The 15,553-nt window shown below is 72.3% G+C and carries 12 protein-coding genes and 1 pseudogene; 12 read left to right on the top strand and 1 reads right to left on the bottom strand.

Features of this window, described 5'->3' with window-relative positions:
* Window positions 1-9 precede the first annotated feature (9 nt).
* The 10 genes and pseudogenes from AB5L52_RS10050 to AB5L52_RS10005 form a co-directional block, all read left to right on the top strand.
* Window positions 10-696 (top strand): 2OG-Fe dioxygenase family protein, encoded by a 687-nt coding sequence (locus tag AB5L52_RS10050; RefSeq protein ID WP_351574531.1) that lies wholly within the window; start codon window positions 10-12, stop codon window positions 694-696.
* Window positions 689-3,541 carry an FAD-binding and (Fe-S)-binding domain-containing protein gene (locus tag AB5L52_RS10045; RefSeq protein WP_369363454.1) on the top strand — a complete coding sequence of 951 codons (2,853 nt, stop codon included), beginning with the start codon at window positions 689-691 and terminating at the stop codon, window positions 3,539-3,541. The genes AB5L52_RS10050 and AB5L52_RS10045 overlap by 8 nt, the downstream gene beginning before the upstream one ends.
* Before the next feature lie 3 nt (window positions 3,542-3,544).
* Window positions 3,545-4,315: a fumarylacetoacetate hydrolase family protein gene (locus AB5L52_RS10040; protein ID WP_351030176.1), complete on the top strand. Its 771-nt coding sequence runs from the start codon at window positions 3,545-3,547 to the stop codon at window positions 4,313-4,315.
* Window positions 4,312-5,040, top strand: a complete 729-nt coding sequence (locus AB5L52_RS10035; protein ID WP_351030178.1) for a sulfite exporter TauE/SafE family protein — start codon at window positions 4,312-4,314, stop codon at window positions 5,038-5,040. Before AB5L52_RS10040 ends, AB5L52_RS10035 begins: the two co-directional genes overlap by 4 nt.
* A gap of 54 nt (window positions 5,041-5,094) precedes the next feature.
* Window positions 5,095-6,291, top strand: a complete 1,197-nt coding sequence (locus AB5L52_RS10030; RefSeq protein WP_369363452.1) for an aminotransferase class I/II-fold pyridoxal phosphate-dependent enzyme — start codon at window positions 5,095-5,097, stop codon at window positions 6,289-6,291.
* A complete protein-coding gene (locus tag AB5L52_RS10025) occupies window positions 6,281-7,567 on the top strand; it encodes an ATP-grasp domain-containing protein (RefSeq protein WP_369363450.1) in 1,287 nt (428 codons plus the stop codon). The genes AB5L52_RS10030 and AB5L52_RS10025 overlap by 11 nt, the downstream gene beginning before the upstream one ends.
* Window positions 7,564-8,811, top strand: coding sequence for an ATP-grasp domain-containing protein (locus tag AB5L52_RS10020; RefSeq protein ID WP_351030182.1), 1,248 nt, complete (start codon window positions 7,564-7,566; stop codon window positions 8,809-8,811). Before AB5L52_RS10025 ends, AB5L52_RS10020 begins: the two co-directional genes overlap by 4 nt.
* A 44-nt stretch (window positions 8,812-8,855) precedes the next feature.
* Entirely contained in the window at window positions 8,856-9,734 is an 879-nt protein-coding gene (locus AB5L52_RS10015) for an isocitrate lyase/phosphoenolpyruvate mutase family protein (RefSeq protein WP_351030183.1), read from the top strand.
* Entirely contained in the window at window positions 9,731-10,957 is a 1,227-nt protein-coding gene (locus AB5L52_RS10010) for an MFS transporter (RefSeq protein ID WP_351574511.1), read from the top strand. Before AB5L52_RS10015 ends, AB5L52_RS10010 begins: the two co-directional genes overlap by 4 nt.
* A 1,132-nt stretch (window positions 10,958-12,089) precedes the next feature.
* A pseudogene (locus AB5L52_RS10005) lies at window positions 12,090-12,287 on the top strand (IS3 family transposase); the annotation flags it as partial.
* A gap of 295 nt (window positions 12,288-12,582) precedes the next feature.
* Here the strand turns inward: AB5L52_RS10005 and AB5L52_RS10000 are convergent.
* Window positions 12,583-12,978: a ribonuclease domain-containing protein gene (locus AB5L52_RS10000; protein ID WP_351574508.1), complete on the bottom strand. Its 396-nt coding sequence runs from the start codon at window positions 12,976-12,978 to the stop codon at window positions 12,583-12,585.
* A gap of 571 nt (window positions 12,979-13,549) precedes the next feature.
* Here AB5L52_RS10000 and AB5L52_RS09995 point away from each other — a divergent pair.
* Window positions 13,550-14,800 (top strand): sensor histidine kinase, encoded by a 1,251-nt coding sequence (locus AB5L52_RS09995; protein ID WP_369368847.1) that lies wholly within the window; start codon window positions 13,550-13,552, stop codon window positions 14,798-14,800.
* Between the two features lie 63 nt (window positions 14,801-14,863).
* Window positions 14,864-15,535 (top strand): response regulator transcription factor, encoded by a 672-nt coding sequence (locus tag AB5L52_RS09990; RefSeq protein WP_351030188.1) that lies wholly within the window; start codon window positions 14,864-14,866, stop codon window positions 15,533-15,535.
* Window positions 15,536-15,553: the final 18 nt, after the last annotated feature.

Genomic DNA, 15,553 nt, shown 5'->3' with positions numbered 1-15,553 from the left:
ACGACACCCATGACCACCATCCCTCCGTTCCTGCATGTGCCGGCCGCCGACACGCTGCGGGCGCTGGCCACCCACTCCGACGAGGAGCTGAAGTCCTTCCGGGAGACCTGGGAGGACCTGCCCGTCGACGCGTACATGAAGGACGGCGCCGACTACCGGCGCCGTCGCTACGGCTCGTTCCGCGGTGTGGACCGCATGGAGCCCGACCGGCACGGCGCGTTCCACCAGTCCGTCGACGTCAACGCCCTGCACGGCGGCGTGGACCGGCTCTTTCCGCCGCTCGCGGAGGAGTTCGCGACCTCCGGTGTGCTGCGCACCCTGGTCGCCGCCCTCGCCGACCGGCTCCCCGGCGAGTTCGACCGGGCGGGCGGAGGTGTCGGCATCCACCAGATCCGGATCACCGCCACCCGCGACGCCGACGGTCTGCCCGCCCCCGAGGGGATCCACGAGGACGGCCACCACTTCGTCGCGCAGGTCTTCATGGGCCGCGACGGTGTCCAGGGTGGCGGCTCGCAGATCTACGACCGCGAGATGCGGCTGCTGCTGCGCACCACGCTGACCGAGCCCTTCGAGACGATCATCATCGACGACCGGCGGGTCTTCCACGGCGTCGACGCCATCGAGCCGGCCGACGGCTACCGCACCGGCGTCCGCGACATGCTGCTCGTCGACTTCTTCCCGCGCGCCGATGACTGACCGTTCCGCCTCGGTACCGGACGGCTTCCTGCGGGAGTTGACCGAACGGCTGCCCGGCGCCCGTACCGACGCCCTGACCCGGTCCGCGTACACCTCGGACGCATCGATCTACCGTGTCGTCCCGCGTGCCGTCGTGGAACCCCGGGACGCCGAGGAGGCCGCCACCGCCGTGGCGGTCGCCGCGGCGCACGGGGTCGGCGTCACCGCGCGCGGTGGCGGCACCTCCATCGCGGGCAACGCCATCGGTGCCGGTCTGGTGCTGGACTTCTCCCGGCACATGAACCAGGTGCTCGCGATCGACCCGGACGCCGGTACGGCCTCCGTGCAGCCCGGCGCGGTGCTGGGCACCGTGCGGGCCCGCGCCGCCGAGCACGGACTGACCGTCGGCCCCGACCCGTCGACGTACTCGCGCTGCACCATCGGCGGCATGATCGGCAACCATGCCTGCGGACCCCACTCCGTGGCCTGGGGCACCACCGCCGACATCACCGAGCGCGTCGACCTGCTGCGTGCCGACGGACGGCTGCTCAGCGTGGGCGCCGGCACCACCGGCGACCGCGAACTCGACGAGCGGCTGCGCGGGCTGCGCGACAGGCATCTCGCCGAGATCCGCACCGAGCTGGGCCGCTTCAGCCGCCAGGTCTCCGGCTACGGTCTCGGCCGGCTGCTGCCCGAGCACGGCTTCCACGTGGCGCGCTCGCTCGTCGGCTCCGAGGGCACCTGCGGCCTCGTCGTGGGCGCGACGATCCGTCTGGTGCCGCTGCCCACCGCCCGGGTGCTGCTGGTCCTCGGCTTCCCGGACGTGTACGACGCCGCCGCGGCGGCCCCCACCCTGGCGCGGGCCGGTGCCCTCACGGTCGAGGGCATGGACGCCGCCCTGGTGGACGCGCTGCGCGCGCGGCCCGGACAGGCGGCGGGCGTCGACCTGCTGCCACCCGGCGGGGCCTGGCTGTACTGCGAGATCGAGGGCACCGGCCCGGCGGACGCCGAGGCACGGGCGCGGCGGATCGGGCGGGAGAGCGGTGCGCGCTGGGAGGTCTTCGGCGACACCGAACGCACCGACGCCCTGTGGAGCATCCGGCGCAACGGCGCCGGCATCGCCACCCGTATGGCCGACGGCCGGGAGGCCTGGCCGGGCTGGGAGGACTCCGCAGTGCCCGCCGAGAACCTCGCCGGATATCTGAAGGACCTGCACGCCCTGATGGCCGAGCGGGAGCGGCGGGGCACCATCACCGGGCACTTCGGCGAGGGCTGTCTGCATCTGCGCGTCGACTGGGACCTCACCAGCGAGGCGGGCATCGCCGACTACCGCGCCTTCATCGAGACCGCCGCCGACATCGCTGTCTCGCACGGCGGCTGCGCCTCCGGCGAGCACGGTGACGGGCGGGCCCGTTCCGAGCTGCTGACCCGCACCTACTCGCCTGAACTCCTGGGCGCCTTCAGGGAGTTCAAGGAGATCTGGGACCCGAAGGGGCTGCTCAACCCGGGCATCCTGGTCGACCCGGCCCCGCTGGACGCCGATGTCCGACCCGGCCCGGGGCACGACCGGCATGCGCTGCCGCTGCTCACCCTGTCCGCCGACAAGGGCTCGATGGCAGGCGCGGTACGCCGCTGCATCGGCGTCGGCAGCTGCCGCAACGCCACCGGTGCCATGTGCCCGTCGTTCCAGGCGACCAAGGACGAGGTGCACTCCACGCGCGGCCGGGCCCGGGTCCTCGGCGAGATGCTGCGCGGTGAGACGCTGCCGGATGCCTGGCGTTCCGAGGAGGTCCGCGAGGCGCTCGACCTGTGCCTGTCGTGCAAGGCGTGCAAGAGCGAGTGTCCGGTCAACGTCGACATGGCCGCGTACAAGGCGGAGTTTCTGCACCAGCACTACAAGGGGCGGCTGCGCCCCCGGGCGCACTACGTGCTCGGCTGGCTGCCGCTGCTCGGCCGGCTCGGCTCCCTGGCGCCGGGCGTGGTCAACGCGTTGGCCGGGCGGCCGGGGATCGCCCGGCGGCTGTCGCGGCTGGCCGGTCTGGAGACCCGGCGCGGGCTGCTGGGCGTCGCTCCGCGCACCTTCCGGCAGTGGTTCACGGCCCGGCGGCCGGCGGCCGGTGCCGGGCAGCAGACGGTCGTGCTGTGGCCGGACACCTTCTCCAACTTCCTCGACCCGTCCGGCGCGCAGGACACCGTCGAGGTGCTGGAGGCGCTCGGCTACCGCGTCGTCCTGCCGGACGGCCCGGTCTGCTGCGGCCTGACCTGGTACTCCACGGGGCAGTTGGGCGTGGCCCGCAAGGTGCTCGCGCGCTCCCTGAAGTCCCTGGAGAAGCATCTCGCGGCCGGGCACACGGTCGTCGGCGTCGAACCGTCCTGCACCCAGGCGCTGCGCGAGGAGTCCGTCGAGCTGCTGCCCGACTCACCGGTCGCCCGGCGGCTCGCCGCGCAGACGACCACGCTCGCCGAACTCGTCGCCGGGCACGAGGGCCCCTGGCCCTTCGGCACCCTCGACAGCGACGCCGTACTCCAGCCGCACTGCCACCAGGAAGCGGGCCCCGGGCACCAGGCCGAGCTCGACGTCCTCAAGCGGCTTGGCGTGGACACCGACGTGGTCACCGCCGGCTGCTGCGGGCTGGCCGGCAACTTCGGCTATGAGCCCGGGCACTGGCAGGTCTCCCAGTCCTCGGCGGAGCGCGAGCTGTACCCGAAGGTGCGGGCGGCGGGCGAGGGCACGGCGATCGTCGCCGACGGCTTCTCCTGCCGTACGCAGGTCTCCCAGGGCACCGGGCGCACGGCGACGCATCTGGCGGCACTGCTACGCAAGGCGCTGGGCAACAGCGGCAGTTCACAGCGAGAGAACGGATGACGCATGCGCATCGTGAGGTATCGGGAAGCGGCGGGAACCGAGGGGGTGTACGGCATCCTCGGCGCCGACTGGCTGATCACGCCGTTGGACGGGGACCCGTATGGCACCCGCCGCCCGGCCGGGGACCGCCGCCCTCTGGACGAGGTGACGCTGCTCGCCCCCGTGGAGCCCTCCAAGGTGATCGCGGTCGGCCGCAACTTCGCTGCCCATGCCGCGGAGTTGGGCAACCAGGTGCCGGAACGGCCACTGATCTTCCTCAAACCGTCCACCAGCGTCGTCGGCCCCGGGGAGGACATCGTCTTCCCCGGGTACAGCGACGAGCTCCACCACGAGGCGGAGCTGGCGGCGGTCATCGGAGTGCACTGCCGCGATCTGCAGCCCGAGGACGTTCCGGGAGCGCTCCTCGGCTACACCTGCGCCAACGACGTCACCGCGCGCGACCTGCAGAAGCCCGACGGCCAGTGGTGGCGGGCCAAGGGCTCGGACACCTTCTGCCCGCTCGGCCCCTGGGTGGAGACCGACCTGGACCCGGCCGCGTTGAGGGTCACCGCCACCGTCAACGGCGAACTCCGGCAGGAGGGCGGCACCCAGCAGATGGTCCGCCCGGTCAACGAGCTGATCGCCCACATCAGTGCGGCGATGACGCTGCTGCCCGGCGATGTGATCCTCACCGGCACCCCGGCGGGCGTCTCCCGGATGCACCCCGGCGACACGGTCACGGTCGCGGTCGAGGGCATCGGCGAACTCACCAACTCCGTGGTGCGGGCCTCATGACCGCCGCCGTCATCGCCGGTGTGTTCCTCGTCCTCACCCTGGCCTCGGTCATCCGTACCACGGCCGGGTTCGGCTTCTCGCTCGTCGCCGTGCCGCCGCTGACGCTGCTGCTCGACCCGGTGACGGCCGTCGTCGTCGCCGCGATCATGGCGGCGCCGCTCAGTCTGTGGATCGCCGTGAAGGACTGGCGGCACGTGCACAGGCAGATCACCGCCGTCGCGCTCGGCGCAGGCCTGGTGGGCGTGCCGTTCGGGGTGTGGCTGCTGCACGTGCTGCCCGCCCGGGTGCTGTCGCTGGTCATCGCGGTTGTCGTGCTGCTGTGCACGCTGATGGTGTGGCGCCGGGTCAGAGTGCGCGGCGGACTCGCCGCGGTTGCCTGGATCAGCGTGTTCTCCGGCGCTTCCTTCGCCTCCACCGGCATCGACGGCCCGCCGATGGTGGCCGCGATGCAGAGCCTGCGGCTGGAGCCCCGGGTGCAGCGCGCCACGCTGGGCGTGGTGTTCTCCGGAACGAGCCTGGCGTCGCTCACCGGTTACGCGGTCAGCGGGCGCCTCACCGCCGACGTCGGGTGGGCCCTGCTCGCCGGGGTACCCGCGCTGTTCATCGGCATCGTGGTCGGCGAGCGCATCTTCGCCCGCTTCGACTCCGAGCACTTCCGGCGAGCCGTCCTGGGGCTGCTCGTCGTCAGCTCGGTGTCGGTGATCGCCGGCGTGATCTCGGGCTGACCTTCTCACTCCCTTCCCCCACTTCTTTCCCCGTACGACAGATAGGAGCCCCGCATGCGCCTCGCCGCACGCGCGAACTCCGTGTCCGGATCCAAGACCTCCGGTACCCGCAACAAGGCCGAGGCCCTGCGCGCCCAAGGCGTCGAGATCGTCAACTTCGCCGCGGGAGAGCTGGACTTCGCCCCGCCCGGCGAGATCGTCCGCGCCCTGCACGCGGCCGCCGACGCGGACACCCACCGCTACACCGACACCGCCGGACTGCCCGCCCTGCGCGAGGCGCTGGCCGAGCGGATCACCCAGCTGTCCGGGGTGCCGTACGCGGCGCAGGAGGTGGTCGTCACCACCGGCGCCAAGCACGGCTTGCACCTCGCCGCGCTCGCCCTGCTCGACCCGGGCGACCAGGCGCTGGTGCCCAACCCGGGCTGGGGCACCTTCGCCGCGCAGATCCGCATCGCGGGCGGCGAGCCGGTGCCGGTCGAGACGTCCGACACCGGCTTCGTACCGGACGTGGACCGCCTGGAGGCGCTGCGCACCCCGCGCACCCGCCTGCTGGTACTCAACACCCCGAACAACCCGACCGGCTCGGTCTGCCCGCCCGAGCAACTGGCCCGCATCGCCGCATGGGCGGTCGCCCACCGCATATGGATCGTCTTCGACGAGTGCTACGGCGAACTCGTCCTGCCCGGCGCGGCCCACGCCCACCCCGCGGCCCTGGTCCCCGAGGCCCGCGACCTCACCGTGGGCATCGGCTCGTTCTCCAAGAGCTTCGCCGTCACCGGCTGGCGCGCCGGGCATGTGCACGGCCCGCGTGCGCTGATCGACACGGTGAAGAACCTGCAGAGCCACACCGCCTCGAACGTCACCAGCGTCGTCCAGCACGCCCTGCTGCCGGCCGCCCGGGGCGAGCTGGACGGCTTCCCGGAGCAGGTCCGCCAGGTCCTGGCCCGGCGCCACCGGTTGGTCGGCGAGGCCCTCACCACCATCGACCACATCCGGCCCGCCACCACGCCCCAGGGCGCCTTCTACTACTTCCTCGACGTCCGCGACGTGCTCGGCCGTAAGCTCGGCGGCGAACCGGTCCCGGACACCGACACCCTCACCGGCGTCCTCATGGAACAGGCCCGCGTCGCCCTGACCCCGGGCACGGCCTTCGGTGCCGAGGGCTTCGTACGGTTGTCGTACGCGATCGCCGAGGACCGCATCGTGGCGGGGCTCGCCTCGCTGCGGGAGGTGATGACCGGTGTCGAGTGACCGCAGGCCGCTGGTTCTCTACTTCGGCGCCGTGCAGCGCCCCGAGTTCTACGCCGGCCTGCTGGACTCGGGGGTGGCGCTCGGTGTGCTGCGGGACTCCGGCAGCGTGCACACGCTGGAGCCCGAGGAGTTCGATCTGGTCGAGCGGATGCCGTTCGCCGACGGCGCCGACGCTGTCGCACGACGGATCCGGGAGATCGGCCGGCACTGGCGGATCGACTCCGTGCTGAACGTGGACGAGACGCTGGTGCCGCTGTGGGCCGAGGTGTGCGCGCGGCTCGGGCTGCCCGCGATGAGCCGCGACGCGGCGGCCGCGGTGCGCAGCAAGAGCGCGATGCGGCGCAGGTTCGCCGAGCACATCGGGGAACATGCCTCCGCTCGCTCGACCGTGGTGACGACCGAGGAGGAGGTGCTGGCCTTCGCGGCCGGCACCGGATACCCCGTCGTCCTCAAACCCGGGAATCTGTGGGGCAGTTACTTCGTCTCGCGGTGCGCGAACGCCGCCGATCTGGCGGCCGCCTTCCGTGAACTCGCAGCCATCCTCCCGGAGTTCAGCGCCGGGCAGCGCATCGAGGACACCCCTGTGGAGATCCTCGTCGAGGAGTTCCTGACCGGCACCAACCACTCCGTGGAGTGCCTGGTGCTGGACGAGAAGGTGTGGACGACCCCGGTCGTGGACGTCGTCACCGGCACCGACCTCGGCGGAACCGACTTCCACCACTTCGCCCGCGTCACCGCCACCCGCCTCGCCCCCGCAGAACGGGACCGGATGCGCGCCCTGGCCGCCGACGCGATCCGTGCCCTCGGCATCCGGCGCGGTCTCGCCCACGTCGAGTTCGTACACGGCCCCGACGGCCCCCGGCTGATCGAGGTGGCCGGCCGCCCCGGCGCCAACCGGGCTCCGCTGCTGCGCGAGGCGTACGGCATCAACCTGATCGCCGGCTACCGGGACGTCCTGCGCGGCGTGGAGCCGGACGTGGAGCCGGTGCGCGACGGGGCCGCCGCGGTCGTCACGCCCTACCCGGAGCGGGCCGGAAAGCTCGTCGCCTACCACGGCCTGGACCACGTCCGCGCCCTGTCCGCCACTGCCCAGGTCGACGTGTACAAGCACCCCGGCGACCTGGTCCAGCCGCGCCACGAGGGCGCCGCCTCCCCTCTGCGGATCGAGCTGCGCGCCGACACGCCCGAGCAACTCCTCGCGGATCTGGACCGGTTGACGGCGCTGAGCGAGGAACTCTTCGTGGTGGAAGTGGTGGACACGGAGGCAGGTGGGTGAGCGGCCGGCACGTCGTCTTTCTGGAGAGCAACCTCACCGGCAGCGGCTACGAGGCCATCGCCGCCGCTCGCCGCGCCGGCCACCGGGTCACCTTCCTCACCCGGGATCTGTCGCTGTATCTGGCGCCCGGTCACGAACGCCTGGACCTCAGCCAGGTGGACGAGGTCGTCACCTGCGAGACCAACGACCCGGCCGCGGTGGTCGACGCCGTACGCGGCCTGGCCCGCCCCGCCGACGCGATCGTCGCAGTCGGCGAATGGCACATGATCAGCGGCGCCGAGGCCTCCCGCGCCCTCGGGCTGCCCGGCCCCGACCCGGCCGGGGTCCGCGCGGCCCGCGACAAGTCCGAGACCCGTCGACTGTGCGCGGAGGCGGCGGTGCCGATGCCCGGCCATGCCCGCGTCGAGACGCCGGAGGAGGTGTCCGGCCTTCGCCTGGCGTACCCCTGCGTGGTCAAGCCGCTCGACGACGGCGGCAGCAACGGCGTACGCCTGTGCCGCGACGCTGACGACGCTGCCGACCAGGTGCGGCTGGTGCTGAAGGAGACCCACAACGAGCGCGGCCAGCGCAAGATCCCGGCGGCTCTGGTCGAGGAGTACGTCGACGGGCCCGAGGTCAGTGTCGAGGCGCTGGTGCGTGGCGGCGAGGTGTCCGTGCTCGCCGTCACCTGCAAGGAGCTCGGCGAGCTGCCATACTTCTGCGAGACCGGTCATCATGTGCCCGCCGCACTCGGCTCCGGCCTGGACGAGCGCTGCGCGGACGTGGCGGCCGCCGCGGTGCGCGCCGTCGGCTTCGACTTCGGCGCCGCCCATGTCGAACTGCGGCTGGCCGCCGACGGCCCCCGTCTCATCGAGGTCAACTGCCGTCCCGCGGGCGACCGGATCACGCAGCTCGTCGCGATGGCCACCGGGGTGGACATCCCCGCCGAACTCGTCGCGCTGTATCTGGAGCCCGGGGACGTACGCCCCCTGCCCGCGCCCGGCCGGCACCAGGCCGCCGCCATCGCCTTCCTCCCGGCGGCCGAGGGTGTCGTCACCGCGGTCACGGGCGCCGGGACCGCGGCCCGGATGCCCGGGGTCGTCGACGTCGACCTGTATGTCGGATCCGGCGCCCGCAGCACGCCGCCGCCCAACAACACCGCCCGGTACGGGCACGTCGTGGCCACTGCCGCGAACGGGCCGGACGCGCTGCGGCGGGCCCGCGAGGCGGCGGAGGCCATCACGGTGACCACCGCCCCGAACTGACGCCTCTTCCTTTCTCACCCCACTCCACATCGAGGAGCACCGCCATGCTCGCATCCCCCCGCCACCCCTCCTTCCGCTCCGTCCTCGCCGCACGCCGTGCCGCCGGGGGCGCGGTGCGGGTCGCCGGCGCGCACGACGCGCTGGGCGGCCGGCTCGCCGAGTCCGTCGGCTTCGACGCCGTATGGGCGTCCAGCCTGGAGGTGTCCGCGGCCCGCTGCCTGCCCGACGCCAGCGTGCTGACGATGACCGAGTACCTGGAGGCCGCGGCGAACACCCAGAAGGCTCTGGGCATCCCCGTCGTCGCCGACGTCGACACCGGCTACGGCAACAACCTGAACGTGGCACACATGGTCCGCGAGTACGAGGCCGCCGGAATCACCGCGGTCGCCATCGAGGACAAGCAGTTCCCCAAGATGAACAGCTTCGTGGCCACCTCCCACACCCTCCTGGACACCGAGGCGTTCTGCTCCAAGCTGCGCGTGGCCAAGCAGGCCCAGCGCACCGAGGACTTCTTCGTCATCGCCCGCACCGAGGCACTGATCGACGGGCTCGGCGTCGAGGTCGCCCTGGAACGCTGCCACGCGTACGTGGACGCGGGCGCCGATGCCGTGCTGGTGCACTCCAAGAAGCCCACCAACGAGCAGGTGCTCGCCTTCCTCGCCGAGTGGCAGGACCGCGCTCCGGTGGTGGTCGTCCCGACGACGTACCCGGATTGGCACATCGACGACGCCGTCAAGGCCGGGGTGTCCACGGTGATCTACGCCAACCAGGGCCTGCGCGCCACCATCCGCGCGCTGCGCGACACCTACGGCGCGATCCTCGACCACGGCGCGACCACCGAACTGGAGGACCGCATCGCCTCCGTGAAGGACATCTTCGCGCTGCAGCAACTGACCGACTGGCAGGAGCTGGAGTCGGCGTGACCGCGGTGGTCACGCCACCAGGGCAGGGAGCGGCCGACGTGCGGCAGCCGCTCCCGCCCGCGTTCTGGCTGCTGTTCGCGGGGACGCTCCTCAACCGGCTGGGCATCCTCGTCCCGGCCTTCCTCTCGCTGTATCTGGCCGCCGAGACGGGGCTGTCCGCCGGCACGATCGGGGTGCTGGTGGGCGTGTGGGGCGCGGGGTCGGTGGCGGGGTCGCTCGCCGGCGGCGCGCTGGCCGACCGGGTCGGGCCGCGGGCGGCGGTGTGGTGTTCGCAGGCGATCTCGCTGGCCGCCTCCCTCGCTCTGGCCTGCACCCACCGCGCCGGCATTCTGGCCGGGGTCGTGCTGCTGTCCGGCTGCGCGTCCACGCTCCACAAGCCGGCCGGTGCCGTCGTGGTCTCCAGGGCCCTGCCCAAGTCCGGTCATGTGCGCGCGTTCGGGCTGCTCTACTGGGCGTCCAACATCGGCGCCGCGATTTCGCCGGCGGTCTCCGGTGTCCTGCTCGAACGGGGAGCCGGGTGGCTGATCGTGCTCAATGCAACGACGGCCGTGTGCTACAGCGCGGTAGCGCTGCGCCTGCCCGGACGGGCGCCGGGCGGGCGGCAGAGCCGCGATGCCGTGCGCGGCCTGCTGTCCCCCTTCAGCTCCGGGCCGGTGGCCCGTTTCCTGTGCCTGTCCTTCTGCCTGGCCCTGATCTACCTGCAGAAGCAGTCGACCCTGCCGCTGGACATGGCGGCACACGGGCTCAGCCCGCACGCCTACGGCCTGGTCGTCTCCCTCAACGGGCTGCTCATCATCGTGCTGCAGCCCGTCGTCTCCCGGCTGGCCGAACGGCTCGGTATGGACGTCCAGTTCGTCCTCGCCGGGCTGCTGGTGGCGCTCGGCTTCGGCGCGAACGCCGTCGCCGGGAGCGCGGGGTCGTACGCCGCCGCGCTCACCGTGTGGACGCTGGGCGAGATCCTGCTGGTGCCGCAGGCGTCGGCGTTCCTGGTCCGGCACGCGCCCGAGGGCCGCGCGGGGACCTATCAGGGCGCGTACCAGTTCGTGTGGAACCTCGGCCTGGTGCTGGGCGCACCGCTGGGCATGACGGTGCGTCAGGCATACGGCGGGGACATCCTGTGGATGGCGTGCCTGGCGCTCGGGACCGGCGTGGTGGCGGTGTACGCGGTGTACGCGATGCGGGCGCGGGCCGGTCGGGCGGTGACCGAGAGCGAGGAAGCCTGAACGGTGACCTCCTCGGGGTCGTCCGGCGGCCCCCCTTCCAGCATCCCCGACTTGGCGATCAGGTAGCCGAGCTGTGCCCGGCTGCGGCTGCCGAGCCGGGCTGAGATCCGCGCGATGTACTCCTGGCAGCGCCGGACGCTGATGCCCAGCTGCTGGGCGGTCACGGCGTCCTTGTCACCGGCGACCACGTGCCGCAGGATCGCAAGCTCCATCTCGTCGGTGATCCGCGCCGTCGCCCGGTCCCGGCCCGGCGGGGTGAAGGGGACGGCGCGGATCCAGGACCGTTCGAAGACCACCGCGAGGAAGGAGACGACCGCCGGGATGCGCACCTCGACTGCCACCGAGCGGTCCTCCGTGCCCGGGATGAAGGCGACCTTGCGGTCGAAGATGATCAGCCGGTCGAAGTTCTCGTCCAGGGTGCGCACTTCGGCGCCTTGCTCCTCGATGGCCCGCACATACGCCTGCGTGGCGGCGCCGGAGCGCGCGTTGTGCTGGTAGAGCGTCTTCATCCGGGCCCCGCGCCTGAGCATGTCGAGCGTCGGGGGCAGTGCGGTCGACAGCACCTCGGCGGAGCGCGGTCCGCCCGGCTGCGAGGTCAGGATCTCCTCGTGGCACTCGCGGGTGGCGATCTCAATGGCGGCGTTGATGTTCGGCAGCCCCGAATGCACCTCGTACCCGCCCGAGTTCCGCTGCCGCCGGTAGGCGTCCACCGCCGGAGCCAGCGTTTCCTGGGTGCTCTGCAGGCGCCCGATCACCTCCCGCGCCTCGTCGAGGATTCCCTTCACCCACAGACTGCACACGAGGGCGGGATTCACGGCGGTGTACGCGATGCCGTCACGGCCGTCGGCGGCCTTGTCGCTCAGGTGCAGCAGCCCGTGCGCGACCAGCCGTCGCACCGCCTCCGGCGGCGCCCCGTCGACGGGTCCGGGCAGCCGGGGCAGCAGCGAGGTGTAGATCGCGATATCCTCCTGGCTCAGTAAAACATCCTGATTACTCATGGTTCCCCCGAAATGTGACACGATTGTTCATCGTCTCGCTGTCTTCACTGCCTTCAAATGTAACCACCGTTACCCTCGGTGACACATGACAAGCTTGTGACAGGCGCCTCTCGCCGCGTGCGGATGCAAGGATGTTGCGGGCGGAGAACGCCCGCCTGTCCAAGGCCGAGAAGGAGTGGCAGCGGGAGCGGGAGATGCTGCTGCGGCGGCTGTTTCGCAAAGGAGATGAAGTGAAGGCCCTCCGCCGGGACTTCATCTCCGACGATCGCGCCGGTTTCGGTGGGCAGCGGATATGCCGGGTTCTTCAGGTCTCGCGCTCGGGTTACTGGCGGCGGCCGGCCGGGGTCGTTCCTCAGTCACGGTCGGCAAATCCATGCAGAGACTGCCGCCGGTGACCGCCGCGCGCGGGATCGGCTGCAGAAGTCGCGGGATCGCCGGCTTTCGTACGGCTCCCGCACGGCAAGCGTCGGGGTCCGGGTCGGCGCCGGCCCGGGACGCCGCTCGCCCCGCGGCCCGGAGTGTGGGGAGGGCCGCGGGGCGAGCTGGACGGGTACTCGAGTACTTCCGCCGCGATACGTCGATCGCGTTACTTCTGTCGCGCTGTTCTTCCGGGTCGTGGCGTCCGGCTCAGCAGCCGAAGTCGACCAGGTTGAAGGTGGCGTAGTGGTCGGAGGTGTAGTAGTCCTCCTGGGACTCCTCGCCGGTGACGATGCGCCGGGCGCCGCGCGTGGGCGAACCGGGCGTGATCACGGTGTACTCGTGATAGTAGCCGGAGGCCTGGCTGGGTAGGACGCCTTCCTTGTTCGTGAAGACGGTGCCGTCCTGCGAGTACGGGTACGGGCCGCCCTGGGCGATCAGGTTCAGGGTGTCGTGCGCCTGCGACGGCAGGGCGCTGTAGCAGATACTGCCGACCGAGTCGGCCGCGGCGTTCGCCGTGGTCGCGGAGACGGTGCCGCCGACGACGAGGGCGGACAGGAGCGCGGCGGCGGCGCCGATACGAGTTGCGCGTGGGGGGAATCTCATGCACCCATGATGACGCGCGTAGACGTTGGCATGTCAACGACAAGATTGAAGATTTTCCTATGAAGTCCCATGAGTTTTCAGGAAGTTAACCTGGCCTGTGGCTCCTTCGAGAGGCTTCCGCTGGGACAGTGGGCTGCTTCTGCAGCAGCGCGAGGCGGAGCCGTGCCCGGCCTGCTTCCTGCCACTCGTTGTGGTCGTGCGCATGGTCGAAGAGCACGGAGTGCGAGGTGTCCGTGCGCAGTTGGCGGCGGTGCGGCTGGGACGCGGACGCGATGGCGACGTCTCCGGGTGCCGTGCGCGGCCGGAAGGCCGCCGGGAACGCGGCCGGCCGAGGGCGACGGACTGAGTCTGCGGGGACGCACGCCGGCCTGGTGTTCCGGCATGCCGGGCCTGGTGCGACGGGGCGCCGCCGGAATCCATGCGTCCGCGACTGCCGGGAGTCCCTGCTTCCAGGGCTGCCGAAAGTCCATGCGGTCGCGACTTTGGTAGCCGATCCCGCGCAGAATGCGGTCGGCGCCCCGTGACCTGCGTACATTGGTCGACCGTGAACGAGAACGGGCTGGGCCACACCATGGCGAGCTGGGCAGGAGCCCGCCGGTGGATGCTGCCCTCGGCTCTGCTCCACGGGCTCGACCCGGACGCCGGCCCCGACGGCCGACGGCCCCGGCGTACCGCGCGGGACTGGGTCGTCGACACCTGCTGCTTCGTGCTGGCCGGACTGCTGTTCCTGGCGACCGCCGCCGACGTGCTCGAGCACCCGGACGTGCCGGACGGCCTCGTCGTGCTCGACGTGGTCCTCGGCGCCCTGTCCTGCGGCACCGTCTGGCTGCGCCGTCGCTGGCCGGTCGGCATCGCCGTCGCCATGGTCGCCGTCGGCTTCGTGTCCTCCACCGCGGGCGGCGCGGGCCTGGTCGCCCTGTTCACCCTGGCCGTGCACCGGCCCTTCCGGTACGTCGCCTGGATCGGCGGGGTGAACCTCGCCCTCGTACCCCTCTACTACTGGCTGCGCCCCGACAACGGCCTGCCCTACGCGGGTTCCGTCGTGTTCGCCGTGCTGCTCGCCGTCTCCGTCATCGGCTGGGGCATGTTCGTACGCTCCAAGCGGCTGCTGATGCTGAGCCTGCGCGAACGGGCCCGCCGGGCGGAGAGCGAGGCGCGGCTGCGCGCCGAGCAGGCGCAGCGGCTCGCCCGCGAGGCCATCGCCCGCGAGATGCACGACGTCCTCGCCCACCGGCTCACCCTGCTCAGCGTGCACGCGGGTGCCCTGGAGTTCCGGCCGGACGCACCGCGCGAGGAGATCGCCCGGGCCGCCGGGGTGATCCGGGAGAGCGCGCACGAGGCGCTGCAGGATCTGCGGGAGATCATCGGTGTGCTGCGGGCCGGCGAGTCCGAGGACGCGGCCGGCGAGCGGCGCCAGCCGACCCTGGCCGCACTGGACGCCCTCGTCGCCGAGTGCCGCGAGGCGGGCATGAAGGTCACCCTGGACCACCGCGTCGCCGATCCGGCCGCGGTTCCGGCCTCCGTCGGCCGCACCGCCTATCGCATCGCCCAGGAGGCCCTGACCAACGCCCGTAAGCACGCCCCCGGCGCCGAGGTCACCCTGAGCCTCACCGGCACCCCCGGCGACGGCCTCACCCTCACGATCACCAACCCGCCGCCCAGCGCCGAGCCCACGCCCGTCCCCGGCTCCGGCCAGGGCCTGATCGGCCTCACCGAACGCGCGACCCTCGCCGGCGGGCGTCTGGAGCATGGCAGCACGGCCGACGGCGGGTTCGCCGTCCGGGCCTGGCTGCCGTGGGGACAGACCGGACCGACGCCCTGATGACCACGCCAGTACGCCGATACGCCCCCCACACGCCGCCCGCACCGTGATTACGTAAGGCCCATGACGCCGATCAGACTCCTCCTCGTCGACGATGACCCGCTGGTCCGGGCCGGACTGGCCCTGATGATCGGCGGGGCCGAGGACATCGAGATCGTCGGCGAGGCCGCGGACGGCGGTGAGGCCGAGGAACTCGTCGCGCGCACCCGGCCCGACGTCGTCCTCATGGACATCCGGATGCCGTCGGTGGACGGGCTCACCGCGACCGAGCGGCTGCGTGCCCGGGCCGACGCCCCGCAGGTCGTGGTGCTCACCACCTTCCACGCCGACGAGCAGGTGCTGCACGCCCTGCGCGCGGGCGCCGCCGGGTTCGTGCTGAAGGACACCCCGCCCGCCGAGATCGTCGACGCCGTGCGCCGGGTCGCGGCCGGCGACCCCGTACTGTCGCCCGCCGTCACCCGGCAGTTGATGCGGCACGCGGCCGGCAGCGCCGCCGACGCACGCCAGACACGCGCCCGCGCGCGGCTCGTCGTCCTCAACGACCGCGAGCGCGAGGTAGCCGTCGCCGTCGGCCGCGGACTCGCCAACGCCGCGATCGCCGCCGAGCTGTACATGAGCGTGGCCACGGTCAAGACACACGTCTCCCGCATCCTCGCCAAGCTCGGCCTCGACAACCGCGTGCAGATCGCCCTGCTGGCGTACGACGCCGGACTCCTCGAAGAGGACGGGCACTGACCGGGCGCCCCGGACGTT

The organism is Streptomyces sp. CG4 (assembly GCF_041080655.1).
Taxonomy (GTDB): Bacteria; Actinomycetota; Actinomycetes; order Streptomycetales; family Streptomycetaceae; genus Streptomyces.
Note: the sequence above shows the minus strand (reverse complement) of the source record. Positions and strands in the feature narration are given on the sequence as shown.